Genomic DNA, 23,404 nt, shown 5'->3' on the forward strand with positions numbered 1-23,404 from the left:
TCGAACTGATCGAAATCCTATCCGGAAACTACGACACCGTCGGCGATTCGGCGGTTACGCCGTTGTCTTGATCTTGAATTCGCGTATCTGGAGCGACCTTCGGCAATGTTTCGCTGACACAGCAACTTTCGGGAACAAGGGCGGCTGCCACGACTGCGGCTGTCTTGGCGGCGTTTGCCTCGCCTGCGACAGCTAATCATCGCCGTGCTGTCGAAATGATTGAGGCACAGCATCTTTCTCGGGTACTCCTGCGCGCGGTGCCAGTCCGATACGCTCGCCGTTGAGACCGGTGTGTCGTCGACGAAGGGAAATTGGTTGGCTCAGACAGGACCGTGGACCGGCGACCCGGTGTGGCTCGCCGACGTGCTGCGCGCCGAAAATGTCCGGCTCGTCGAGTATCCCGGGTGGCGCGATCGTGGCCACGGCGACTTCAAGGACATCCGCGGTGTCATGGTGCATCACACCGGATCAGACACCGCGAGCGCGGCGTCCATCGCCAACGGCAGGCCGGACCTGCCCGGCCCGTTGTCGCAACTGCATCTCGCGCGTGACGGCACGGTGACCGTCGTCGCGGTCGGTGTCGCATGGCACGCCGGCGTCGGCATGTATCCGTGGCTGCCGACCAACATGGGCAACTGGCACATGATCGGCATCGAGTGCGCCAACAGCGGAACCAGCCCGACCGCGCCGCACCGCACCAATTGGCCGGACGCACAGTACGACGCCTTGGTCCGTTGCTGCGCCGCCATCAATCGTCGGCTGGCGCAGAACTCCAGTCGGACCATCGGGCACAAGGAGTACGCCGGCCGTTCACAGGGCAAGTGGGATCCCGGCGCGATCGACATGGACGTGCTGCGCGCCGATATTCAAGAACAGATCGGTGCGATCGACAAACCGGCGCCCACACCCCGACCCCCGGTGCCGGTCGGTGTGTACGCCCACGTCCTGCTGTTCCGTGGTTCCGAGGGTCCGCAAGTCGCGCAGTTGCAGCGTCAACTCAGACAGGACTACGCGGCGTACGCCGGACACCTCGTCGTCGACGGTATCTACGGTCCGCAGACCGAGGCTGCGGTCAGGGAGTTCCAGCGCCGCACCCGTGGCTTGAAAGTCGACGGCGTCGTCGGTCCGCTCACCGCGGCCGCCATGAAGCTGCGGCTGGTGCCGCCCGTGCAGGCGGCCTGACTCACCACCAGTAGTGCGGGTACTTCGCCCGGTTGATCTTGTTACCGATGACACCCACGGCGACCAGAATGGTTGCGGCCGTACCGATGAGGAGCACGAATTCCCAACGCGGTATGGCGGGTGCGACGCCGATCATCGCGGTCGCCGCAGCGGGGGAGTGCGGCATCCGGATCAGCTTCATGACACCCAGCGCCAGTGCACCGGCAAGCGCTCCACCCCACAGCGCGTTGACGCCGACCGCACCGACGAGCACGCCGACGATCGCGGACGCCATGTGACCGCCGATGACATTGCGCGGCTGGGAGAGCGGGAAGTGCGCACCACCGATGACCAACGCCATGCTGGCCGCCAAGGGTGGAATCAGCCACGGCTCGCGGGTCAACGCGGTCAGAGCCGCCACGATGCCGAGCGCCACCAGACTCACGACCGTCTCGACAACGATGACGACGAATTTCTGCCTGGGCGGTGCTGAACTCACATACCAGGGCGAACTGGTCGGGGCTGGCGCCTCGGCCTGCGTCACGGAAACCTCCCGAATGGTCAAGCCATCCCCGAGAAAGTTAGGGTGCCGGTTTACCTGTCCGCAACATTCCCGCGATTCACGCTAGTTATCAAGTGGCGCAACGGATATCGACAGCGTTTGCCGCTACCGTCCGGCCGTTGATCCACGGGAGTTATCGCCGCTCGTCGTGGCGACAAACCGGTGATCTTGTGCGTGCGCGGCGCCGATAGCCCACTCGGCGAGCAACTCTTCGAACTCGTCGTCGAGGGATTTCCGGTTCCGCTTGCAAACCCGGGCGACTTCGGCGATCAGCGCGACGGCCGCGAACTGCGCGGCCCCCAACGCCAGCAGCGGCCACACCGCGCCCGCCGCCACGACCATGCCGACCCGACCGGCGCGGCCCTGCGCGGTCAGCGTCAGGCCGATCGACGTGACGGCCCAGCCGATCACGTAGCTGTACAGAACTGTGTGGGTCACTCTTCGGGCTCCTTGGTCGCGGCCGGTCTGGCCTCGTGCTGCCCAGTGTGGAACCGGCTCCTTGGCAGATCCTTGGCAATCGCCAAGATCATTTGCTGAAGATGCGGATCGCAAAACATCTTCTGCGTTAAATTTCTGCGGTTTTCGCACATTCGTTCCCCACGGATGCGAGAGTGGCGCTGGGTCGGGGATGCATCAGAGGTAATTAGGGGAGAAATGGGTGCATCCGCGTATGTAGGCCGCGTTGGCGGGCTGGCCGTGGCCCTGGGGGTGGGCATGGCCATAGCTACTGGTAATGGCGTTGCTTCGGCCAGCCCGGCTGAGAAGGGTTCGTCGGCGTCGGAGACATCGACGTCCGCCGACAGCTCGGCGCCTGCCAAGACGTCGACTACGGAATCGGGCACCAAGGTCGACACCGACGGCGCCGAAGCGAAGGTGGAGGTGGAGCCGACGCCCGCCGCCGAACCTGAAACCAAGGCGGCGGGGTCCGAGGCGGACGACGCCGACGACGCGAATGTTGCGCCACCGACGCGCAAACCGCACAAACCCAAGAACGTCCAAATACGCATCGCGAAGAAGCCGTCAGCCGGCCTCACGAAGAAGTCGACGGTCAGCGAGGCGCCGCCCAGATCGGCGGTCGCCACCACTGCCACGTCCGGCGACACCAGCGATGAGCCGCCTGTCGTGCAGCGAACCGTGGCGGCTCCCGAGCCCGTCACGTTCACCGACGTCGCGGTGGTCGCGCTTCACGAAGTCCGGCCCAAGGTCGCGACCGCCCCGCGGCCGTCTTTCGTGCAGCGCACGGTGTCCAACGTCGTCTCTCAGGTGTTGTCCGCGGTCGGTCTCGGCTCGCTGGCGTCCAACATCCCTGGCGGTCCGAGTTGGTCGCCACTGGGGCTGGCGCTGCTCGCACTGGGCGCGCGCCGCGAAACGGAACAGACGCTCACGGCCGCGCGGACGACGAGCACCGGAACGCCGGTGGCCGCGCTGGCGCTCGTCCCGACCGCGGCGGTGGCATCGGAACCCGCGACCACGCGGACACCCGTGGCAGTCAGTGGCAACACCCAGTTCATCGAGTTCGTCACCGGCGCAGGCAATTTGAACGATACACAGCGGAGGTTCGGCATCGGCGGCACCGACCTGGGCATCATGTGGGACAACGGAATCACGGACAATCCGACCACCGCGGTCAACGAGCACCAGGTGTTGATCGCATTCGGTGACACGTTCAGCAACAGCTTCCCGGTGCGCTCCGGCATCTGGCGGATGAACACGCTGTTCCGCAGCACGGATACCACGCTGTCCAACGGCATGTACATCCCTGACGGCATCCAGCATGACCCGGGGATGTACAGCGGCTCACCGATGTCTGATCCGAATTTCTCACGGGAGATCATCGGGCATCCCCGGTATGCCATCGGACCGGAGGTGACGATCATTCCGACCGCGGCGATCTCGGTTCCCGGTGCGGGTGCCAACGGCGCGACGCGGCAGTACATCAGCTTCATGTCCGTGCGGTCCTGGGACACCCCGGGAAGCTGGACGACGAACTACTCGGGGATCGCGTATTCCGATGACAACGGCCAGAATTGGCGGTCCGAACTGGTGCCGTCGTCGTCGATCCGCACGGCCGCATCCGGTCGCTCGACGGTGCCGTACGTCTCCGGTAACCAGAACTTCCAGCAAAACGCGTTCGTCAAACCGCCCGCGGGCTCGCAGGAAGCCGCCGAGGGCTGGGTCTACATGTACGGCACGCCGTCGGGCCGCAACGGCACGGTGTACGTGTCGCGGGTGAACCAGTACCAGATCATGGACCAGACGAAGTACCAGTACTGGAACGGGTCGTCGTGGGTGGCGAACAAGCCTTCGGCGGCCAAGCCGATCTTGCCGGGAACTACCACCAGCTTCCTCGGCTTCTTCAAGTCGACGACATATCCCAGCGCCGGTGAAATGTCGGTGCAGTACAACCCGTACCTGAAGAAGTACGTGATGCTCTACGCCGACAAGAACAACAACGTCGTGATGCGGACATCCAACACGCCACAAGGGACATGGTCGGCCCCCACGACACTGGTGACGTCGACAAAGGTGCCGGGCTTGTACGCGCCGATGATCCATCCGTGGTCGGGCACCGAAAACCTCCCGCAGTCGGAAAGCCAATACCTGTACTGGAACCTGTCGACGTGGGGGGACTACCAAGTGAGGCTGATGCGTACGGACCTGACCAAGGTTTGATAACAAGCCGGTCAAGCGACGCGCGTCGGTGGCGTGACGGTAGTACCGCGCTGCTAGCTTGCCGACGTGACGTTACGGCTCGGCAGAATCTGCGGCGTGCTCCTGGCGGCACTGCTGCCGGTATTCGCCTCGATCGCAGTTGGCACACCGACGGCCGCGGCCTATTCACGCCAGGGGCTGCCCGTCGAGGATCTCGAGGTGCCGTCGCCGTCGATGGGCCGCAACATCAAGGTGCAATTCCAGGGCGGCGGACCGCATTCCGTCCTGCTGCTCGACGGGCTTCGAGCCCAGGACGACGCCAACGGCTGGGACATCAACACCGCGGCGTTCGAGTGGTTCTACCAGTCCGGTGTCTCGGTGATCATGCCCGTCGGCGGGCAGTCCAGCTTCTATTCGGACTGGTATCAGCCCGCCACCGGGACTTCGGGCACGGTGACGTACAAGTGGGAGACGTTCCTGACCCAGGAACTGCCTGCCTGGCTCGCGGCCAACAAGGCGCAGGCGCCGACGGGTAACGCGGTGGTGGGGCTTTCGATGTCGGGCAGCGCCGCGTTGACGCTGGCGATCTGGCATCCGGCGCAGTTCATCTTCGCCAGTTCGTTGTCGGGTTATCTGAACCCGTCGATGGGGTTGTGGCCCACGCTGATCGGCTTCGCGATGAAGGATGCGGGTGGCTACAGCGCCGCGAACATGTGGGGGCCGACATCCGACATCGCTTGGCGCCGCAACGATCCGATGGTCAACATCAACACGCTGGTGGCCAACAACACCGCGTTGTGGATCTATTGCGGCAACGGTGTCACCTCGGAACTCGACGATGGCGCGAACTTCGGCAACCAATACAGCGCCCAGGTGCTGGAGAACATCACGTTGTCGACCAACAAGGAATTCCAGCAGAAGTACCTCGCGGCGGGCGGCCGCAACGCGGTGTTCCACTTCCCGACGGACGGCACCCACAGCTGGGGCTACTGGGGTTCACAACTGCAGGCCATGAAGCCGGATCTGGTGCGCATCATCAGCGCGCCACCGCCCCCTCCGCCCCCGGTTGTGGCTCCGGCACCCGTTCCGGCGCCGGCAGTGGCGGTGGCTCCGGCGGGCTAGCCGAAGTGCGTCTTCGGACGCGCGAGTTGCACACCGTCGACGGTGATGTCGAGCTTTTCGTTGTAGAAGGCGACCATGTTCGTGATCGGCGCGACCGCGGGCAGCGGGTAGTGGTAGGTCCACGCGAGGTCGCGATGAACCTCGTCGGCCACCCGCACCGACCAGTAGCCCGACGTCACGCCCTTGTACGGGCACAGCGTCTGGGTGTCCGACGGCTCCAGATGCTCGAACGCGACGTCGGTGCGGTCGATGTAATACCTTGTCGGCAAACCTGTTTCGAACAGCAGCACCGGACTGTCCGTCTCGGCGAGCAGCACGCCGTCCAGCGCGACCGTGACATGACGGTGGGACCGCAGCGCGTCCACCCGAACGTACGGATTGCGGGGATGCCCCCAGATCGGCTCGTCCTCCTCGTACCAGGTCAGTCGGTCCCACTCGAAGCGCACCAGTCCAGCGACCGGTCCGTCGCCTTCGTCGAACACGCGGGCCGCGGATTCGTGGGTCTGGCCGTCGCCGACCAACGAGAACGTGCGCGACGCCCCGAGTTGCACCCGTTGCGGGTGGTTTTCGTCGCGCAGGAACTCGCCGCGCACGTCGGCGAGCGGGATGTAGTACTGCGGGTAGTACGGGAACTCCCAGACATAGCGCGCTGACGTCGTATCGAAGACCAGCTGGTTGTCGAGGAAACCGCGGACCCGTCGCGGTGCCGGTTCGACGCGTCCGCGGGTCGCGGCCATCTGCGGATAGTCGGTGGATGTGTTGCTCACCCCTCCATCATGGTGGGATGTCGGAGTTCACAGCATTCACTCAGCGAATCGTCGCCGCCCGCGCACCTACAGTAGGGGTATGCGCATTGCCACCGCCGTGATCGGCGTCGTCGTCTTCCTGTTCGGCACGCTGTGGGCGTTGCAGGGTTTCGGCGTCGTCGGCGGCAGCCCGATGAGCAATACCACGACATGGTCGATCATCGGGCCGATCGTCGCACTGATCGGCATCGCGCTGGTCGTAGGTGCGCTGCGCCGCCGTAAATAGCCTGCCTGACCTGCGATAAAACCGGGGATTGGGCGTTACACTGCCGGTGTGCCGCGGTCCCCGAGCCGAACCTGGTCGAGCTTGCTGATGCCACCGGCCGCGGTGGGCCCCAGCGGCAGCGAGGCCGTCCGCGCGATCTTCCTGCAGTTCGATCAGCGAGCCCAACGGCAGCGCAGCATTCTGCGACTCGCCTTGGCGGCCATCATGGTGCTGGCCGTTTTCAGCGGCACCTCGCGGGCGGAGTGGCCAGTTCAGTTCGCGGTGGTCGCCGTCTACAGCGTGCTGGCGATCATCGCGGCGTGGTTGGTGCTGCGACATCCCCACCGGGCCCGTCGATTACGTGCACTCGAGCCGATGGTGCCCGTCGACATCGCCGCCATCTGCGTGCTGCCGTTCCTGTCGACGGGTAGCTATCTGATGCTTGGTCTGCTGGCGTTCCTGCCGTTCTTCATCGCGACGCAGGCCGGGCACCGCGCGGCGGTGCTGTCGGTGGCGGCGATCGTCGGGGGTGCGGTCGGCGTGTTGACAGACGCGGTGTTTCGGCGCGAACTGTCGGCGATGACGATCCTGACCATCCTGGCGATGCTGGCCCTGCTGTGCGTGTGTTCGTACACGGTGTCGCGCACGCAGCAGCGCCGTTTGGCGAGCATCGCCGAGCTGACGGCGAGCCGGTCAGTGCTGCTGGCCGATGTGATGTCGGCCGAGGAGCGGGAGCGGCGCAGGATCGCCGAAGCGTTGCACGACGGCGCCCTGCAGACTGTGCTTGCCGCCAAACAGGATCTGCGCGAGGCGATTCGGGCCAACGGCGACTCGTCGAGCGTCGAACGCGCCAGCGAACTCCTCGTCGACGTCTCGCACGACTTGCGGCAGGTGACCCGAGAACTGCATCCGTCGGTGCTCGACGAAGCAGGTCTGGCGGTGGCGGTACAGGCATTGGCGGACAACTTCTCCGAGCGCACCGGCGTGCCGGTGGAGGCCACCATCGACTACCCGCGCCGTCATCCGGACGATGCGACTCTCTACGGCGTGGCGCGCGAGTTACTCAACAACGTGGCCCGTCACGCGCAAGCCAAACAGGTGCGACTCGAACTGCTCGACGAAGGCGACGCCGTGACGCTCGACGTGAGGGACGACGGCGTCGGCATGGACCCTTCCGTGCTTCCGAAACGGGTGAGCGAAGGGCACATCGGTGTCGCCTCGCACCGGGCGCGAGTCGAAACGCTCGGTGGAACAGTGGAATTCGAGCCGGTCGAGCGTGGCACCTGGGTGCGCGTGCAGCTGCCGGCGCGGGTCGCGCAGGAGGTCCGATGACGAAAACCGAACGGGTGCGGGTGGTGGTGGGCGACGATCACCCGGTCTACCGGGACGGCCTGGTGCGCGCGCTGGACAACAACGGCCGCACGGAGGTGGTCGCCGCCGTCGGTGACGGCAGCGCCGCACTCGACGCCATCCGCGAACACACTCCCGACGTCGCGCTGCTCGACTACAAGATGCCCGGACTGGACGGAATCGCCGTGGCGCATGCGGTGAATCGCGACAGACTGCCCACCCGCGTGCTGCTGGTCTCGGCGACCACCGAAGGCTCTGTCGTCTACCGCGCGATTCAGGACGGCGCAGCCGGCTTCCTGTCGAAGGAGGCCGACCGCGACGACATCGTCGCTGCCGTCGTCGCCTGCGCGCGCGGGGAGGACGTGCTGCCGCCCGAACTGATCGCCGGGTTGACCGCGCAGGTGCGTCAGCACGCGCACGGACAGGCGCCGCTGCTCAGCGACCGCGAGCGCCAGATCCTGCGGATGATCGCGGATGGAAAGTCGGTTCCCGACATGGCGGCGGAGCTCTATCTGGCGCAGACCACCATCAAGACCCACATCCGCAGGCTCTACGAGAAGCTCGGCGTTTCGGATCGCGGCGCCGCGGTGGCCCAGGCGATGCGCAACCACCTCCTGGAGTGACCGTTCATCCTTTTGGATGACACGCGGTTCATCCGGCCGCTCATGCGAACGGTCGCTGCCGCTCGACAGTGCTGGGCCGCAGCCTTGTTCGCATGACAACAACGACTCCGGTCTACCCCTCAACCAAACCCGTTTCGCGTGGCCGCACGACCACGAACAGCACCGTGAAGTACGCCGTCGAAATGATCGGAACGCTGTTCCTGGTGTTCACGATCGGCACGGCGGTACGCAGCGGTAATCCGCTGGCACCGCTGGCCATTGGTGCCGTGCTGATGGCGATGGTCTACGCGGGCGGGCACATCTCCGGTGCCCACTACAACCCGGCGGTCACCCTCGCCGTGCTGATCCGCCGCCGCATCGAGATCCGCGAAGCCCTCGGATACTGGGCGTCACAGTTCGTCGGCGGTCTGGCGGCGGCGCTCGTCACCGCGGTCGCCCCGGCCCAGACGACGCCGATGACGCTGTCCGGGCACGCCACCGTGGTGGCCTTCATCGCGGAACTGCTCGTCACGTTCGCGCTGTGCTATGTCGTGCTGAACGTCGCGACGAGCAAGGATCACCCGGACAACTCGTTCTACGGCTTGGCGATCGGCTTCACCGTGGCAGCAGGCGCCGTGGCCGTCGGGCCGATCTCGGGCGGTGCCTTCAACCCGGCGGTCGCCATCGCTGGCATCGCGATGGGCATGTTCTCGCCATCGATGCTCTTGATGTTCGTCGCCGCCCAGGCGATCGCCGCCGTGGCCGCCGGCCTCGCGTTCCGTGCCATCAACCCGTCCGACAGGTAAGTAGCCAACGATTCACGTGCTCCCTCTTCGTCAACGACGACGAAGGGGGAGCCTTCTTGAATTCCGACTGCGGCTAGTTGGTGGCCTCGACGACGGCAGCGGCGCCGACGGCTGGAACCGCGCGCACACTGAAATACCGTGACCGGCACAGGATTACGTAGAGCAGGGCCGGAACAATCAAACCCACCAACCACGACAGGTCGAATCCGATCGCCTTGGCTATCGGTCCCGTCCAGAATGTGGTGGATATGAAGGGCGCCAGGGCCAGGCAACCGACGCCGTAGGCGATCAATCCGGGCCCGTTGAACTTCCCGTAGCGGCCCTCTGGTTCGAACAGGTCGGCGATGTCGTATTGACCGCGGCTGACCAGGTAGAAGTCGGCCAAGTTGATCGCCGACCACGGCACCAGGAACGTGATCAGGAAGAAGATGAAGTCCTCGTAGGAGGAGATCAGATCGCCGGCGACGAGCGTCGCACCCACGGTGCCGATCATCCCGAGTATCAGCATGAAACCGACGCGGAATCCGCGGGTGACGCGCAAGGTGCGCATGAAGCTGGTGAGGATCGTCAAGGTGGACATGGCGGCGCCGTAGATGTTCAGCGCGTCGATGTTGACCACCCCGACGATCAGCACCACCAGCGCGAGGATTCGGAGCCACCCGCCTGCGGTGTCCGCCGACGCGGACAGGGCCGCCACGATGGATAGGTTGCTGTACGCGATTTGGAGCGCGGCGCCCAACGTCATGATCCAGATTCCGGCGGCGGCGATGCCGATGTACGTGTACCAGAAGGTGGCCCGATGACTCGTGCCCGCAGGCAGGTAGCGCGAATAGTCGGCGACGTATGGGCCGTACGTGATGTGATACGCGGCCACGACGCCGAGGATGAAGAAGAAGCCGGTGACCGAGAACCCGCCGTGGGCCACTGCGCGCGTGCCGCTGCCCGGCCAGTGCGTGGCCAATACGATCGTCAGAACGCCGAACGTCACGATGAACACCGGTGTGATCACCTTGGCGACCTTGTGCAGCACGTCGTAGCCGAAGATGACCAGGACGACAGACGCCACCGACGTGGTGAAAATTCCGAATCTTGTGCTCACACCCAGTAATTCGGACATCGCCTGGGCGGCCAACACGGCACCCCCGCCGAAGAAGCCGAGATACATCGCCACGACGACCAGCATCGGGATGTTGGCGCCGAAAAAGCCGAACTGGGCGCGGCTTTGAATCATCTGAGGGAGGCCGAGAACGGGTCCCTGGGCTGAGTGGTACGCGACGAAAACCGCACCGATCAGCGTGCCGATCGCGATGGCCACGACGCACCAGAGCAGGCTCAGGTCAGTGAGGATGGCCAGCGAACCGGTGAGCAGCGTGACGCCCATGGCGTTGGCGCCGAACCAGAGACTGGCGAGGCTGCGGGGGTGGCCGTAGCGCTCATCGTGCGGAATGAAGTCGACACTGCGCGATTCGAGGAGTGGACGAGGCGAGGTGGCGTCTGGCGCGCCGGCGGGGACAGTGCCACTCATCGTCGGTCTCCAATCCATCTGGCATCGCTGCACCGTGGTGGACAGCGTGCGCCTCGTCATACCATTGGTCAAACGCATGTTTTCGATCATCTGCATGCGAAAATCAGATGATGAGTGGAATGCCGGGGACACCATGACAGAGCCCGCGTTCACGTTCACCCAGCTGCGATATTTCGCGGCCGCCGCCGAGCATCAGAGCATGACGGCGGCGGCGAAGGCGTTGATCGTCTCGCAGTCGGCAGTCTCGACCGCGGTCGCGCAACTCGAGAAGGAGTTGGGCGTTCAACTCCTGATTCGCCATCACGCCCGTGGCCTCACGCTGACCGCGGCCGGTGAGGCTTTTCATCGCGAAGTTCGCGGATTATTGGCACACACCCACGATCTCGCCGAAGCCGCCCGCTCCGCTGGGGAGTCGCTGACAGGAGCCTTGAGCTTCGGCTGCTTCAGCACGCTCGGCCCGTTCGAATTGCCGCGCTTGCTGGCCGCCTACCAGGAGCAGCATCCGGCAGTCGATGTGCAGGTGGTGGAAGCGGAGCACGCGAAGTTGATCCAGTTGCTTCGGCAGGGGCGATGTGAGGTCGCACTGATGTACGGCTACGACCTCGACGAGGATCTCGACTACGAAGTCGTCAACGAGGTCCGGCCCTACGTTCTGGTGGGAGCCCAACATCGACTCGCGCGCCGTCGGGAAGTGTCGTTGAAAGAGTTGGCCGACGAACCGATGGTGATCCTGGACCTGCCGAGCACCGCGGACTACATGAGCTCGATCGTGTCCTCGACCGGGCTGGCTCCGCGCATCAAACACAGGACGACCGGTTTCGAAACGGTGCGGGCGATGGTCGCGCACGGGCATGGATTTGCGATCCTCAATCAGCTTCCGACGCACGACGTGACCTACGACGGTGGCCAGGTCGTGGCACTGAAGATTCGCGACGAGGTCCCTGCGCTCAGCATGGTGGCCGTGTACATGCGCGGGGTCCGGTTGACGGCGCGAGCGCGGGCGATGGTTGCGATCTGCCAGAAACACGTCGGCAGGTGGCGAGCGCAAGGCAACGCATCGACCAGACGTCGCTAGATCGATTTTGCAGATGTCATGCATCGAATCTATGCGCTGTACAGATGCAGATGGCGACTGAATCATGGAGCAATGTCGAGCCAGGAGATAGAGGTGCTCGTCGTCGGCGCCGGGCAGGCCGGAATCGCGATGAGCGAGCATCTCAGTGCACAGGGCATACCGCACCTGGTCGTCGAACGCGACCGCATCGCCGAGCGGTGGCGTACCTCGCGGTGGGACTCGCTGGTGGCGAACGGCCCCGCATGGCACGACCGGTTCCCCGGTCAGGAGTTCAACATCGAACCCGACGCGTTCGCCACCAAAGAGCAGGTCGCCGACTACTTCGTCGCCTACGCAGAGAAGATCGACGCGCCGATCCGCACCGGGGTGGAAGTGGCGTCAGTGCGAAAAGCAGCGGGCTGCATGGGGTTTCGCGCCGAAACCTCCGATGGGGTCATCGAGGCGCGCTATGTGGTGGCAGCAACCGGAGCATTTCAGAGGCCGGTCATCCCGAACGTCGTCCCCGACACCGCGCCAGTGCGTCAGATTCACTCCAGCGAGTACCGCAATCCGCGGCAACTGCCGAACGGCGCCGTGCTGGTCGTCGGAGCGGGCTCGTCGGGGGTGCAGATCGCCGACGAACTCCACAATGCGGGCCGCAAGGTGTACCTCGCGGTCGGGCCGCACGACCGGCCGCCGCGAAGTTATCGCGGTCGCGACTTCTGTTGGTGGCTGGGCGTACTCGGCAAATGGGACGCATCGGCGCCGCCGCGCGGCGCGGAGCACGTCACCATCGCCGTGAGCGGCGCGCGCGGCGGACACACCGTCGACTTCCGTGCTCTTGCGTCCAGCGGCATCACGTTGCTCGGGCTTGCCGGCGAATACACCGACGGGATCATGCATTTCGCACCGGACCTACGAGCCAACATCGAAAAGGGCGATGCGAACTACCTGAACATTCTCGCCGAGGCCGACGCCTACATCGCCCGGAACGGCCTCGATCTCCCTGAGGAACCGCAGGCTCGCGTGCTGGGACCGGACCCGGACTGCATGACCAATCCGGTTCTCGAACTCGACCTCTCCGCCGCCGACGTGCAATCCATCGTGTGGGCAGTCGGTTTCGAATGCGACTACAGCTGGCTCCAGGTCGACGCATTCGACGAGAACGGCAGACCACGGCACCAACGCGGGGTGTCGTCCGAACCCGGGGTCTATTTCCTCGGGCTACCGTGGCTGTCCCGGCGCGGATCCAGTTTCATCTGGGGCGTGTGGCACGACGCCAGATATCTCGCCGATCAGATCGCCATACAGCGCAGCTATCTTCGCTACACCGGCGCCGAACTGGTGGGTCAGGCGGCAGACAAGTGACCACGCACACCCGGATCCGGCCGTTCAACACCAAAGACACCTACCCGGAACAGAACCTCGACAACGACCTGTGCCAAGCCGTCGTGGCAGGAGGCGTGGTCTACCTGCGCGGGCAGATCGGCCAGGATCTCGACACGCGGGAATCGGTCGGCATCGGCGACGTCGAGGCGCAGACCGAGAAAGCGATGAGCAACATCGCGATGCTGCTCGACGAGGCAGGCAGCCGGCTGCAGGACATCGTCAAGGTCACGGTGTATCTCGTCGACATCCGTTACCGCGAACCGGTGTACCGCGTCATGGGACGCTGGCTCAAGGGTGTGTATCCGGTGTCGACCGGCATAGTCGTCGACGCGCTCGCCCGCCCCGAATGGCTGGTGGAAATCGATGCCACGGCTGTGATCAGCCAGCGGGGCAACGCATCATGACGTTCTCACTCGTCGTCCGCGACGGCTCCGCATTCGGCATGGTCATCTGTTCGTCCAGTCCTGCTGTCGCTTCTCGCTGCGCGCATCTGCGTGCCGGGGTCGGCGCCGTCGCCAGCCAGAACGTCACCAATCCACACCTGGGTGTCGTCGCGCTCGACGCGCTGGCCAGCCGCGCGAACGCACAATCGGCTCTGGTCGCCGCGGTAGCCGCCGACCCGCACCACGCGCACCGCCAGTTGGTTGTCGTCGGTCGAACCGGTGGCGCAGGCGTGTACACCGGCGCGAAAGCGCTCGGTACACATCACGCGGCTATTGCGAAAGACGCTGCCGCGGCGGGCAATATGCTCTGCAGCGAGAACGTGATCGAGGAGATGCTGGCCGCTTACCTCGGTTCGACCGCCCCGACGTTGGAGCGACGACTGCTCGACGGCCTGGCGGCCGCGAGTGCCACTGGCGGTGAGGCGGGCCCGGTGCACTCGGCGGGTCTGCAGGTCACCGAGGATGTGCCGTGGCCGGTCACCGACCTGCGGGTGGATTGGCACGACGACCCGATCGGCGAACTGCAGCGGTTGTGGACCATCTGGGAACCCCAAAAGAGCGATTACCGCACCCGCGGCCTCGATCCCACTGTCGCACCGTCGTACGGCGTGCCGGGTGACCTGTGACCGCCACCCTCGAGGACGCCGTCCGTGCGGCATGCGGCAGAGCGACCGAGCGCATCCTCGCGCTGTCGCACGAGCTGCACGCACACCCCGAAATCGCTTGGGAGGAAGTGCGATCGTGCGCGCGGGTCGCCGACGACCTCGAACGGGCCGGCTTCACGGTGGAAGCCGATTACACCGGGTTGCCGACCGCGTTCGCCGCGCGCCGTGGCTCCGGACCGCTGCACCTTGCCGTGTGCGCCGAGTACGACGCGCTACCCGGTCTCGGGCATGCGTGCGGCCACAACATCATCGCGGCCATCTCGGCCGGAACTGCGATAACGCTCGGACCGTATGTCGATGACCTCGGCATCACGCTGACCGTCTTCGGCACACCGGCGGAGGAAGGTGGCGGTGGCAAGATCGAGATGCTCGATCGCGGCGGCTTCACCGGGGTGCACGCCGCCGCGATGGTTCATCCCGGTCCGGTCGACGTCGCGCGCGCCGAGCCGTACGCGGTGGCGCACAACCATATTCGCTATGACGGAAAGGCCGCGCACGCTGCGGCCTATCCCGAACGGGGTGTCAACGCCGCCGACGCCTTCACCATCGCCCAGGTCGCGATCGGACTGCTGCGTCAGCAACTCCCCGGCGATGCCCGGGTGCACGGGGTGATGACGAACGGAGGGGAGGCGCCCAACGCGATTCCCCAACGCACGGAGGGCCGCTGGTATGTGCGGGCCTCCTCGCTGGCCGAACTGACCGAACTCGAGGAGCGGGTGAACCGCTGTTTCGCGGCAGGCGCGTTGGCCACCGGATGCGAACTGACCGTCACGCCGGAGAGCAAGCCGTACGCCGAGTTCCGCACCGACGACGGCCTACTAGCCACTTACGTCTGCAGGGCCGAACAACTGGGCAGGCGTTTCACCACCGGGCCTGACTCGCTGATGAATCGCGCTTCCACCGACATGGGCAATGTCTCCCAACAGATTCCGGCCATTCATCCGTATATCGGCATCGGCTCCCTGCCCGCGGTCAATCACCAGCCCGAGTTCGCGGCGGCTGCCGTCACACCGGCCGCTGATCGCGCGACGGTGGATGGCGCCTGTGCGCTTGCGCTCACGCTGCTCGATGCGGCATCCGACCCCGGCACCCGAAGCCGGCTCATCGCTGCGTGAAGAACGCGGGCGCGACGCGGCTGTAGCCTGCCATCACCAGCACACCGACGAGCATGGCGCCGACGCCGATCAGGAACACGCCACCGATCTGCCAGTGCGGGGCGAACGGCAGCGTCCACGAGGTGGTGCTGTTGGCCGGGCTCCAGTGGCTACGCAGGAACCAGACGCCCGCGGCGAGGAGCACGATGCCGCCGATCGCCGGGAAGACCACCCGCAGCCACAGGTCGGTCGGGCTGCGCCGCCAGTCGTGGCGATAGGCCCACGCCGCGGTGACGCCGGTCAGACCGTAATAGAAGGAGATCATCAGGGCGCACGACGACACCGCGTCCAGGATGACGTTGCCGTGGCTGGCGAAGTTCAGCACGATGTAGACCAGCGCGCCTGCCACGCCAGTGGCGACCGTCCCGAGCTTGGGAGACAGATACTTTCGCGAGATCGAACCGAACGCTGGCGGCAACGCGCCCTGCCGCCCCATCGATAACATGGTCCGGCCCAGGGTTAGCACCGTCGTTTCCGTTGACGCCGCCGCCGACGTCAGGACCATGAGGATCAGCAGGTGCCAGAGCACCGATCCGATGCCGCTGGACCCGAAGACTCCCTGCCCCAGCGCGTAGAAGATGTCGCCCGCGTTGTCCGGGTTGGTCAGCCCCATGCCGGTGTCGCCGGTACCTGCGAAGGCGATCGCCGAGACCGTGGCGACCAGGAACAGACCGAGCAGCAGCACCGTGGAGATCGCGGCCGAGCGCCCGGGCGTGCGTGCGGGGTCGGTTGTCTCCTCGGTGACGGTCAACGAGGTTTCCCATCCCCAGTACAGGAACAGCATCAGGATGAAGCCGTTGACGAATGCGCTCGGGGAGTCGATCGCAAAGGGATTGACCCAGGACAGTGAGGGGTGCATCGAGCCCGACGCGTACGCCTTCACCAGCGCGACGATCGAAAACAGCACCAGCATCGCGACTTCCAGCGATAGCAGTGCGCGTTGCACGGCGGCTGCCACTTCGATGCCGCGGTAGCAGACGAAGGTCATGACGGCGATCCAGCAGAGTCCGACCAACAGCACCCACGGACTCGACGGATCGGAGCCGATGCCGTCGGCTCCCACCAGCAGGAAGCAGTACTGGGCGGTGACCTGCGCCAGGCTGCCCATCACCAGAACGAACGACGCGATGATCGCCCAGCCACCCATGAACCCGATGCGCGGCCCGAGAATGCGGCTGGCCCAGGTGAAGATCGTGCCGCAGTCGGGGTCGCGTCGATTCAACGCGGCGTAGCCGAACGAAACGAACAGGATGGGGATGAACGCGACGATCACGATGGCCGGGGCCTGTACGCCGACATATCCGACGATCAGGGCAAGGGTGGCGGCCAACGCGTAGGCAGGCGCTGCGGAGGCCACGGCGAGGATGGTGCTAGTCACCATGCTCAACGCGCCGGACCGCAGTTGTGGCTGTTGGCCTACTTCGGCCGTGGGCTCTTGGGTTGTCGCCATGGTGCCTCTCTCAGTCGGGCCCTGCTGTGATATTCGCAACGTTGACTGGAGAATCAATCTTGCGCACGGGTGGCTCAGTGTCAAGACCGCGGGGCCACTTATCGCAACAGTTGACTTGCTAATCAGTCTTGCGTCACTGTGTGTGAATGCAGCAGAGCGACAAGCCAATCATCGAAACCGACGTCGTCGTCATCGGAGCCGGTTACTCCGGTCTGGCGGCAGCGCTGCAGCTGCACGACGCCGGTGTCGATGTTCAGGTGTGCGAGGCAGCGTCACGGGTGGGCGGCCGCGTTCACTCCGAGCAGGTTGCCGGCATTCGACTCGACCATGGCGGGCAGTGGGTGGGCCCGACGCAGACCGCGCTTCTCGAGTTGGCCGACCGTTTCGGGTGCATGACGTTTCAGACCTGGGAAACGGGTCGGCAGCTCGAGATCTGGTCCGACGGCGGCTGTTTCGACTCTTCCGGCCCCGGCGGGGCTGAATACGACAGAGTCACCGGTTTGCTCGACGGCATGGCGCGCACGGTCGACGTCGAAGAGCCGTGGCAGACGGCGAACTTCCTCGACTGGGACGCCCAGTCCGCCCAGGACTTCTTCTGCAGCCAAACCCAGGATCGGGACGCCCGCATGCGTCTGGACCTGTTCGTACAGGGCTTGTGGTGTGCTGAACCCCGCGACATCTCGCTGTTTCATGTGCTGTTCTATCTCGCCGCGGCCGGCGGATATGACCAGTTGATGGAGACCCGTGGAGCGGCCCAGGACAGCCGTTTCTGTGACGGCGCCGATGCGGTCGCGCTCGCGGTGGCCGACATCCTCGGCGACCGGGTGCGCCTTGGTGACCGCGTCGACGCGGTGCATTACCAGGCCTCCGGCGTGCGTGTCGACGCCGCTACGGCCGTCGTGCGCGCACGCCGGGCGATCGTCGCGGTGCCACCACCCGCGCTGAAGGCCATCGAATTCGACCCGCCGTTGCCTGCGCACCGAGTGGGTTGGGCCGAGGCCAATCCGATGGGGCGGGTGGTCAAACTGCACGCGGTGTACCCGACACCGTTCTGGCGGACCGCTGGCCTGTCCGGCATCGCCACGCTCTACGGCCGCGGCCCGGTGACGGTAATGTTCGACAACTCGCCTGCCGATGCCTGCCACGGTGCGTTGGTGGGATTCGTCTACGGCGACATCGCCGATGAATGGTCGGCCCGCACGCAAGAAGAGCGTCGGGAAGCGGCGTTGCGGTGCTTCGCCGACGTGGTCGGGGAAGAGGCGCTGGAACCGATCGCGTACACCGAAAAAGACTGGTGCCGAGACCAATTCGTCCGCGGCGGGTACGAGGCCTACGCCACGCCGGGCGCGTGGTCGGCGCATGCGCGCCACGGCTGGCGAGAGCCCATCGCTGCGCTGCATTGGGCAGGCAGCGAAACCGCAACCAAGTGGAACGGGTACATCGACGGCGCCATCTCGGCGGGCTACCGGGCTGCGCAGGAAGTGCAATGGGCACTCGGTGCCACGGCGTTGGTAGCCGAGAAGCACAATTGAGTGTGCCTATCACCTCGAAGGACGATGCGGGCGAGACACTGGGTGACCGGATACGACTTGTCATCAGGTCATTGGAGATCAGTCAGCGCGAGTTCGCCGAGCGAATCGGGATGGATCCGACCGCGCTGTCGAAGGCTCTGGCAGGCATCAGGAGGCTGAGCGAGGACGAGGTTGCGGCGATCGCCGGCCTCGGCAACGTCTCCAGGAAATATCTGATGACCGGAACGGGTCGCCGCCCACGCATCCGCACCGCCGATGGGGTGACGAAGCTACGAGAGCGCAGTGAAGCGATCAACGCCCAGGCGCGTCGCGCACAGATCGTGGAATCGACCGCCCGCCTGATCGCCCGGCGCGGGTTTCACAACGTCCGGGTGGCCGACATCGCGGAGGCGTGCGGCACCAGCAGCGCGACCATCCATCACTACTTTCCGAGTAAGCGGCACGCGTTGCGCGCCGCCCTCGACCACTATGCCGAGCGGTTGTTCGCGCGCCTGGAGGCCGAGTTCGAGAAGGCCGGTGACACCGTGGACAAGCTGCGCCGCCTCATCGAAGTGCAGCTGATCACCACCGAGCAGGATGCCGACGAATGGTCGATCTGGATCCAGTCGTGGAATGAGGCGATCCTGCATTCGGAACTGCGCGACTTCCAACACAACGTGTACGGCCGCTGGCGCGGAATCGTGCTGGACCTGGTGCGGTCCTGCCAACGCGAGGGCATCGGTACGACGGCTGACGCCGAGACATTGGTCAGCCGCTTCACCAGCATGGTCGACGGGCTGGCGATCCAGTTGCTCGCGGGTACGGCCGACGTGTCCACCGAGACGATGCGAGACCTGCTGCTCGACGCGTTCGAGCCGCACATCAGCCTCCGGAAGGCTAGGAAGAAGGCGCGAGCGTCTCGATGAACCGCTCGCAGGTGGCCCGCATACGTTCACGCGTGAGATGCGTGGACTGGGTGAGTACCTGGATGGCGAGTCCGTCGAGCAGTCCCACGAGCATGTCCGTCGCGTCGTCGGGATCCGCTGCGCGCAGCGATCCTCCGGCGATGCCCGCCCGCACGGTGGCTCCAACGATGTCGCGCCATTCTCCGTACACCGTGTCGTTGAGTTGTTGCAGGGCGGGGTTGTTCAGCGCGGCGGCCCACAGTTCGACCCATACCCGCCATGCTGTCGTCGTGGCCGGGTCGGCGGGCAGATAGGACTCCACCAACTGAAGCAGGCGTGGCAACGGGTCCTTGACCTCTTCCATGATCCATCGTCGCCGCGCGAGGGAATCCTGGAAGTTGTATTCGAACGCGGCATGCAGCAGCGCGTCTTTGGTGTCGAAGTAGTAGTGCACCATGCCGCTGCTGACCCCGGCGCGGCGCGCGACGTCGGCGATACGCACGTCGCGGAAGCCGCGTTCGGCGATCGTCTGACAGGCGGCCTGCAGGATCTGGTCGCGGCGCTCGCGCTCGACGTTGGGACGCGGCATCGATCGTGCCCCCCTTCCGCTACCGGGACAGGTTCAACAGACCTCGCAAAGGTTGCGGGAGATGACGATGCGCATGATATCGGAGGTACCTTCCTCGATCTCCTCCAGTTTCGCGTCGCGCATCCACTGCTCGACTGGGTACTCCCGCGAGTAGCCCCAGCCCCCGAGTGTCTGTACGGCACCGTGCGTCACGAACATCGCCGTCTCGGAGGCGGTGAGTTTCGCCATCGCGGCGAGGCCGGTCACGTTGGCGCCCTGATCGATCGCACGTGCGGCGTGCAGCACCATCAGACGCGCGGTCTCGATCCGGGTGGCCATGTCGGCAAGCCGAAAACCCACCGCCTGATGCTCGATGATCGGTTTACCGAACTGAATTCGCGTGCGAGCGTAGTTCAGCGCGTACTCGTAGGCCGCGCGGGCCACCCCGACCGCCGCGGCGCCGAGGACGATGCGGGAGATGTCGAACGTCTTCATCAGGCCGTAGAAGCCCTGCCCCTCTTCACCGAGGCGGTCCTGCTCGGGCACGAAGACGTCGTCGAAGAACAGTTCGCGGCACACGATGGCACGCTGACCCATCTTGCGCATCGGCTCTCCCCACGAGAAGCCCGGTGCGTCCTTGGTGAGCAGGAAGGCGCTGACGCCGCGGGCGCCTGCGGTGCGGTCGGTCTTCGCGAACACGACATACTGCTCTGCCGCACCGCCGTTGGAGATCCAGGCCTTCTGCCCGTTGAGCCGGTAGCCGCCGTCGACGCGGGTGGCGGTGGTGGTCATGGAGGCGGCGTCGGAACCTGATCCGGGTTCGGTGGTGGCCAGCGCCGTCATCGGCGGTTTGGGCCCGGTCAACGGCGAGAGCCACTTGTGCTTCTGCTCGTCGCTGCCGAGCGCCATCAACGGATCGCTGAAAAACCCGTTGGAACACACCAGGTTTCCGATACCCGGATCACCGAAGCACAACTCCTCTTGAACCAGACACTGAGTGAACACGTCGGTCATGCCGCCCCCGCCGTAGGCCTCGTCGATCATGAAATCGGTGATCCCCACCTCGGCGGCCTTGTGGAAGATGTCCACCGGGGTGTGCACGTCTGCTTCGTCGATCTCGCGGCCGCGCGGCCGAATCTCCTTCTCCGCGAAATCGCGACACACTTTCACGATTTCGCGCTGCTCATCGGTCAGCGGCCATGGCTCAGTGCGGGTGGTGGTCACGGTTGTGCCTTTCTTGATGTGTTGTCGGACGCGATGATCAGCGCGTCGACGGCCACGAGGCCGTCGGGGCCGGCAAGCACCGGGTTGACTTCGACCTCCGAGACGTTCTGCAGAGCAGCGACGAGTTCGGAGACGGCGACGATCGCCGTCGTGACGGCTTCGATGTCGACGGGCGGCCGGCCACGCCACCCGTGCAGCAGCGGCGCGCACATCAGTCGGTCGAGCATGGCGTGGGCGGTGGTGCGGTCGACCGGCGCCAATTCGGTTGCGACGTCGCGGTGCAACTCGGCCTCGGTGCCGCCGGCTCCGACCATCACCACCGGGCCCAGACTGGGGTCTCGTCGGCCGCCGATGATCATCTCGACGGTGTGGGGTCGGCGGTGCTGCTCTTCGACGACGTAGTCGCCACGGCCGAGGCGGGCCACCATGTCGGCGTATGCCGCGGCGAGTTGCGCGACATCCGGGATGCCGAGTTGTACCGCACGCGCTTCGCTCTTGTGCTCGATCCAGTCGGCCTTCAGGACGTAGGGCGGCATCAGATCGGCCACCGCGGCCAGGTCGTTGTCGCTGCACACTCGAACGTTTCGCGGAAATCCGATGCCGGATTGTGCCAGCATTCGTTGTGCGCCAAGGTAACCGGGTTCGATGGGCTCGGTGCGCGGGTCACAGTAGGGCAGTGCGCGACCGGATCGGACCAGTCGATGGGTGTCGGCCAGTGCCTGCAGCGCCGCCTCGACGCAGCCGTAGACCGGGACGCCCCGCGACCGCATCGCTGTCGAGGCGGCATTGGGTTCGGCCATCGAGTGCACCAGCAGCGGTGTGCCGGTGATCGCGGGGACATCTCCCAGCGTGTTGACGACGTCGAGTTCGGCTGCGGCCAGTGACGGTATGTCGTCGCCGTAGCTGCCGAAGTAGCCGGTCAGCAGGACCGCGTCGACTTCGGTTGAGGCGGCGAGGGTTTCGACGATACGGGCGTAGTTGGTCAGGTCCTCCTCGCCCGCGCCTGCCAGGTCGACGGGGTTATTGGTCGCCGCGGCGCTTGGCAGATGACGGCGCAGTGCCGATTGCAGCGCTTCGGAGAACCGAGGCACCTGCAACCCGGCACGGTCGGCGACATCGGCGGCGATACCGGTCTGTCCGCCGCTGTCGCCGACAATCGCCACACGATTGCCCGACGGCATACGTGTCGTCAGTATCAGATTCGCAAGGTGAACCAACTGGGTCGGCGTTGCCACCCGGATGGCGCCCGCCGCGCGCACCGCGGCGTCGACGATGTCGGTGGACGACGTTAGCGAGCCTGTGTGGGAGCGCGCCAACCGGGTGCTGGCTTCGCTCGCTCCCACAGTAAGCGCCAGCGTGTATTTGCCCGCCGCCCGCAACATGTCAATGGCGTCGACGATCGCCCGGCCATCTGTGAAGCTTTCCAGGTACAGGGCGACGACTTTGGTGGCGCCGTGGTCGACGAGGTCGAGGAGGGTTTCGGCGGCGGTGACGTCGGACTGGTTGCCGATCGAGACGAATCGCGAGATCCCGAGTCCGCTGCGGGCGGCCAGATTGGCGATCTCCGAACCCAGTTGACCACTTTGCGAGACGACCGCGATGGCGCCGGGCGTGAACGAACCCCATGCCAACTGCAGGTCGGTCGAGGCGTCGTAGAGGCCAAGGCTGTTCATGCCGATCAGTCGTGCTCCGCCGGCGCGGATGCGAGTGGCGAGAGCCTGCTCGTCTGCTACGCCGGAGGTGATGCCCAGGAAGGCTCGCACACCCAGGGCCAGCGCGTCTTCGACGACCGAGGGGATGTGCCGGGGCGGTACGCACAGGGCGACCAACTCGGGAACAGAGTCGAGGTCACCGAGTTGGGCGTGGCTGCCCGCGTCGAGAATGCGTGCGCCGCTTCGATTTATGAGGGACACGGTGCGGCGGTGGCGTCCGGCCAGCGCGCCGCGCGCCACCCAGTGCCCCCACTTGGCCGGGTCGGCGCTGGCGCCCACGACTGCGACCGACGCCGGGTCCCTGAAGGCCGTGAGGTCTGAAATTTCGACTCCTCGAGCGGGACAGGTAAATAACTGATTGATCAGTTATTTATAGGCCGAGCGCGGTCGGCAGGTCAAGACCAGACTGTGGCGGCTGAACGAAATGTGAACGCTTGTGATCCAGCTAACACCGCGAAGGCCGCGGTCTGTTTACCACGGCGTCAACCGTCGAGCGGTCATGCGTAGGTGGGGACCGGGTCAGCGTTGGCGAGGAGTT

22 protein-coding genes are annotated in these 23,404 nt (G+C 65.6%); 14 read left to right on the plus strand and 8 right to left on the minus strand.

Annotated elements, in window-relative coordinates:
• The first annotated feature begins 315 nt into the window (after positions 1-315).
• Positions 316-1,182: an N-acetylmuramoyl-L-alanine amidase gene (locus C1A30_RS32985; protein WP_101953061.1), complete on the plus strand. Its 867-nt coding sequence runs from the start codon at positions 316-318 to the stop codon at positions 1,180-1,182.
• Between the two features lies 1 nt (position 1,183).
• Here the strand turns inward: C1A30_RS32985 and C1A30_RS32990 are convergent, their stop codons facing one another.
• The gene (locus tag C1A30_RS32990) at positions 1,184-1,705 is read right to left on the minus strand and encodes an HPP family protein (RefSeq protein WP_235010313.1); all 522 of its coding nucleotides are present in this window, start codon (positions 1,703-1,705) and stop codon (positions 1,184-1,186) included.
• Positions 1,706-1,828: 123 nt separating this feature from the next.
• Positions 1,829-2,161 carry a hypothetical protein gene (locus tag C1A30_RS32995; protein ID WP_101952396.1) on the minus strand — a complete coding sequence of 111 codons (333 nt, stop codon included), beginning with the start codon at positions 2,159-2,161 and terminating at the stop codon, positions 1,829-1,831.
• A gap of 276 nt (positions 2,162-2,437) precedes the next feature.
• Here C1A30_RS32995 and C1A30_RS33000 point away from each other — a divergent pair, with 276 nt between their 5' ends.
• Complete coding sequence (locus C1A30_RS33000) at positions 2,438-4,396, plus strand: DUF4185 domain-containing protein (RefSeq protein WP_235010314.1); 1,959 nt, start codon at positions 2,438-2,440, stop codon at positions 4,394-4,396.
• An 87-nt stretch (positions 4,397-4,483) separates the two neighbouring features.
• Positions 4,484-5,497 carry an esterase family protein gene (locus C1A30_RS33005; RefSeq protein ID WP_369974224.1) on the plus strand — a complete coding sequence of 338 codons (1,014 nt, stop codon included), beginning with the start codon at positions 4,484-4,486 and terminating at the stop codon, positions 5,495-5,497.
• On the opposite strand, the gene C1A30_RS33010 is transcribed toward C1A30_RS33005, so the two are convergent.
• Positions 5,494-6,234, minus strand: a complete 741-nt coding sequence (locus C1A30_RS33010) for a DUF427 domain-containing protein (RefSeq protein WP_101953062.1) — start codon at positions 6,232-6,234, stop codon at positions 5,494-5,496. The genes C1A30_RS33005 and C1A30_RS33010 overlap by 4 nt on opposite strands.
• A 109-nt stretch (positions 6,235-6,343) precedes the next feature.
• Here C1A30_RS33010 and C1A30_RS33015 point away from each other — a divergent pair, with 109 nt between their 5' ends.
• The 4 genes from C1A30_RS33015 (at position 6,344) to C1A30_RS33030 (ending at position 9,266) form a co-directional block, all read left to right on the plus strand.
• Positions 6,344-6,529, plus strand: a complete 186-nt coding sequence (locus C1A30_RS33015) for a hypothetical protein (protein ID WP_101952399.1) — start codon at positions 6,344-6,346, stop codon at positions 6,527-6,529.
• A gap of 48 nt (positions 6,530-6,577) precedes the next feature.
• Positions 6,578-7,840 (plus strand): ATP-binding protein, encoded by a 1,263-nt coding sequence (locus C1A30_RS33020; protein ID WP_142392700.1) that lies wholly within the window; start codon positions 6,578-6,580, stop codon positions 7,838-7,840.
• Positions 7,837-8,481 carry a response regulator gene (locus C1A30_RS33025; RefSeq protein ID WP_101952401.1) on the plus strand — a complete coding sequence of 215 codons (645 nt, stop codon included), beginning with the start codon at positions 7,837-7,839 and terminating at the stop codon, positions 8,479-8,481. Before C1A30_RS33020 ends, C1A30_RS33025 begins: the two co-directional genes overlap by 4 nt.
• Before the next feature lie 92 nt (positions 8,482-8,573).
• On the plus strand, positions 8,574-9,266 hold the full coding sequence (locus C1A30_RS33030) for an MIP/aquaporin family protein (RefSeq protein ID WP_101952402.1): 693 nt from the start codon (positions 8,574-8,576) through the stop codon (positions 9,264-9,266).
• A gap of 73 nt (positions 9,267-9,339) precedes the next feature.
• On the opposite strand, the gene C1A30_RS33035 is transcribed toward C1A30_RS33030, so the two are convergent.
• On the minus strand, positions 9,340-10,791 hold the full coding sequence (locus C1A30_RS33035) for a cytosine permease (protein WP_160112819.1): 1,452 nt from the start codon (positions 10,789-10,791) through the stop codon (positions 9,340-9,342).
• Between the two features lie 133 nt (positions 10,792-10,924).
• Between C1A30_RS33035 and C1A30_RS33040 the strand changes: the two genes are divergently transcribed.
• The 5 genes from C1A30_RS33040 to C1A30_RS33060 all read left to right on the plus strand — a co-directional run bounded on the left by C1A30_RS33040 (position 10,925) and on the right by C1A30_RS33060 (position 15,457).
• On the plus strand, positions 10,925-11,866 hold the full coding sequence (locus C1A30_RS33040) for a LysR family transcriptional regulator (protein ID WP_101952404.1): 942 nt from the start codon (positions 10,925-10,927) through the stop codon (positions 11,864-11,866).
• 72 nt (positions 11,867-11,938) lie between these two features.
• Positions 11,939-13,213, plus strand: coding sequence for an NAD(P)/FAD-dependent oxidoreductase (locus C1A30_RS33045; RefSeq protein ID WP_101952405.1), 1,275 nt, complete (start codon positions 11,939-11,941; stop codon positions 13,211-13,213).
• A complete protein-coding gene (locus tag C1A30_RS33050) occupies positions 13,210-13,638 on the plus strand; it encodes a RidA family protein (RefSeq protein WP_101952406.1) in 429 nt (142 codons plus the stop codon). The genes C1A30_RS33045 and C1A30_RS33050 overlap by 4 nt, the downstream gene beginning before the upstream one ends.
• Positions 13,635-14,303, plus strand: coding sequence for a DUF1028 domain-containing protein (locus C1A30_RS33055; protein ID WP_101952407.1), 669 nt, complete (start codon positions 13,635-13,637; stop codon positions 14,301-14,303). The genes C1A30_RS33050 and C1A30_RS33055 overlap by 4 nt, the downstream gene beginning before the upstream one ends.
• On the plus strand, positions 14,300-15,457 hold the full coding sequence (locus C1A30_RS33060) for a M20 family metallopeptidase (protein WP_101952408.1): 1,158 nt from the start codon (positions 14,300-14,302) through the stop codon (positions 15,455-15,457). The genes C1A30_RS33055 and C1A30_RS33060 overlap by 4 nt, the downstream gene beginning before the upstream one ends.
• Here the strand turns inward: C1A30_RS33060 and C1A30_RS33065 are convergent.
• Positions 15,444-16,946: an APC family permease gene (locus tag C1A30_RS33065; RefSeq protein WP_101952409.1), complete on the minus strand. Its 1,503-nt coding sequence runs from the start codon at positions 16,944-16,946 to the stop codon at positions 15,444-15,446. The two genes, C1A30_RS33060 and C1A30_RS33065, sit on opposite strands and share 14 nt — an antisense overlap.
• A gap of 146 nt (positions 16,947-17,092) precedes the next feature.
• Here C1A30_RS33065 and C1A30_RS33070 point away from each other — a divergent pair, with 146 nt between their 5' ends.
• Together C1A30_RS33070 and C1A30_RS33075 are read left to right on the plus strand one after the other, a co-directional pair.
• Entirely contained in the window at positions 17,093-18,478 is a 1,386-nt protein-coding gene (locus C1A30_RS33070; protein ID WP_101952410.1) for an NAD(P)/FAD-dependent oxidoreductase, read from the plus strand.
• A gap of 2 nt (positions 18,479-18,480) precedes the next feature.
• Positions 18,481-19,383 (plus strand): TetR/AcrR family transcriptional regulator, encoded by a 903-nt coding sequence (locus C1A30_RS33075; RefSeq protein ID WP_235010418.1) that lies wholly within the window; start codon positions 18,481-18,483, stop codon positions 19,381-19,383.
• Here the strand turns inward: C1A30_RS33075 and C1A30_RS33080 are convergent.
• Genes C1A30_RS33080 through C1A30_RS33090 form a run of 3 tightly spaced genes read right to left on the minus strand, consistent with a single transcriptional unit; the run spans position 19,355 to position 23,145 of the window.
• Positions 19,355-19,951 carry a TetR/AcrR family transcriptional regulator gene (locus C1A30_RS33080; RefSeq protein WP_101952412.1) on the minus strand — a complete coding sequence of 199 codons (597 nt, stop codon included), beginning with the start codon at positions 19,949-19,951 and terminating at the stop codon, positions 19,355-19,357. The genes C1A30_RS33075 and C1A30_RS33080 overlap by 29 nt on opposite strands.
• Before the next feature lie 33 nt (positions 19,952-19,984).
• Entirely contained in the window at positions 19,985-21,154 is a 1,170-nt protein-coding gene (locus C1A30_RS33085; protein WP_101952413.1) for an acyl-CoA dehydrogenase family protein, read from the minus strand.
• Complete coding sequence (locus C1A30_RS33090) at positions 21,151-23,145, minus strand: acetate--CoA ligase family protein (protein WP_235010315.1); 1,995 nt, start codon at positions 23,143-23,145, stop codon at positions 21,151-21,153. Before C1A30_RS33090 ends, C1A30_RS33085 begins: the two co-directional genes overlap by 4 nt.
• Positions 23,146-23,404 lie beyond the last annotated feature (259 nt).

This window comes from Mycobacterium sp. 3519A, from assembly GCF_900240945.1.
GTDB lineage: Bacteria > Actinomycetota > Actinomycetes > Mycobacteriales > Mycobacteriaceae > Mycobacterium.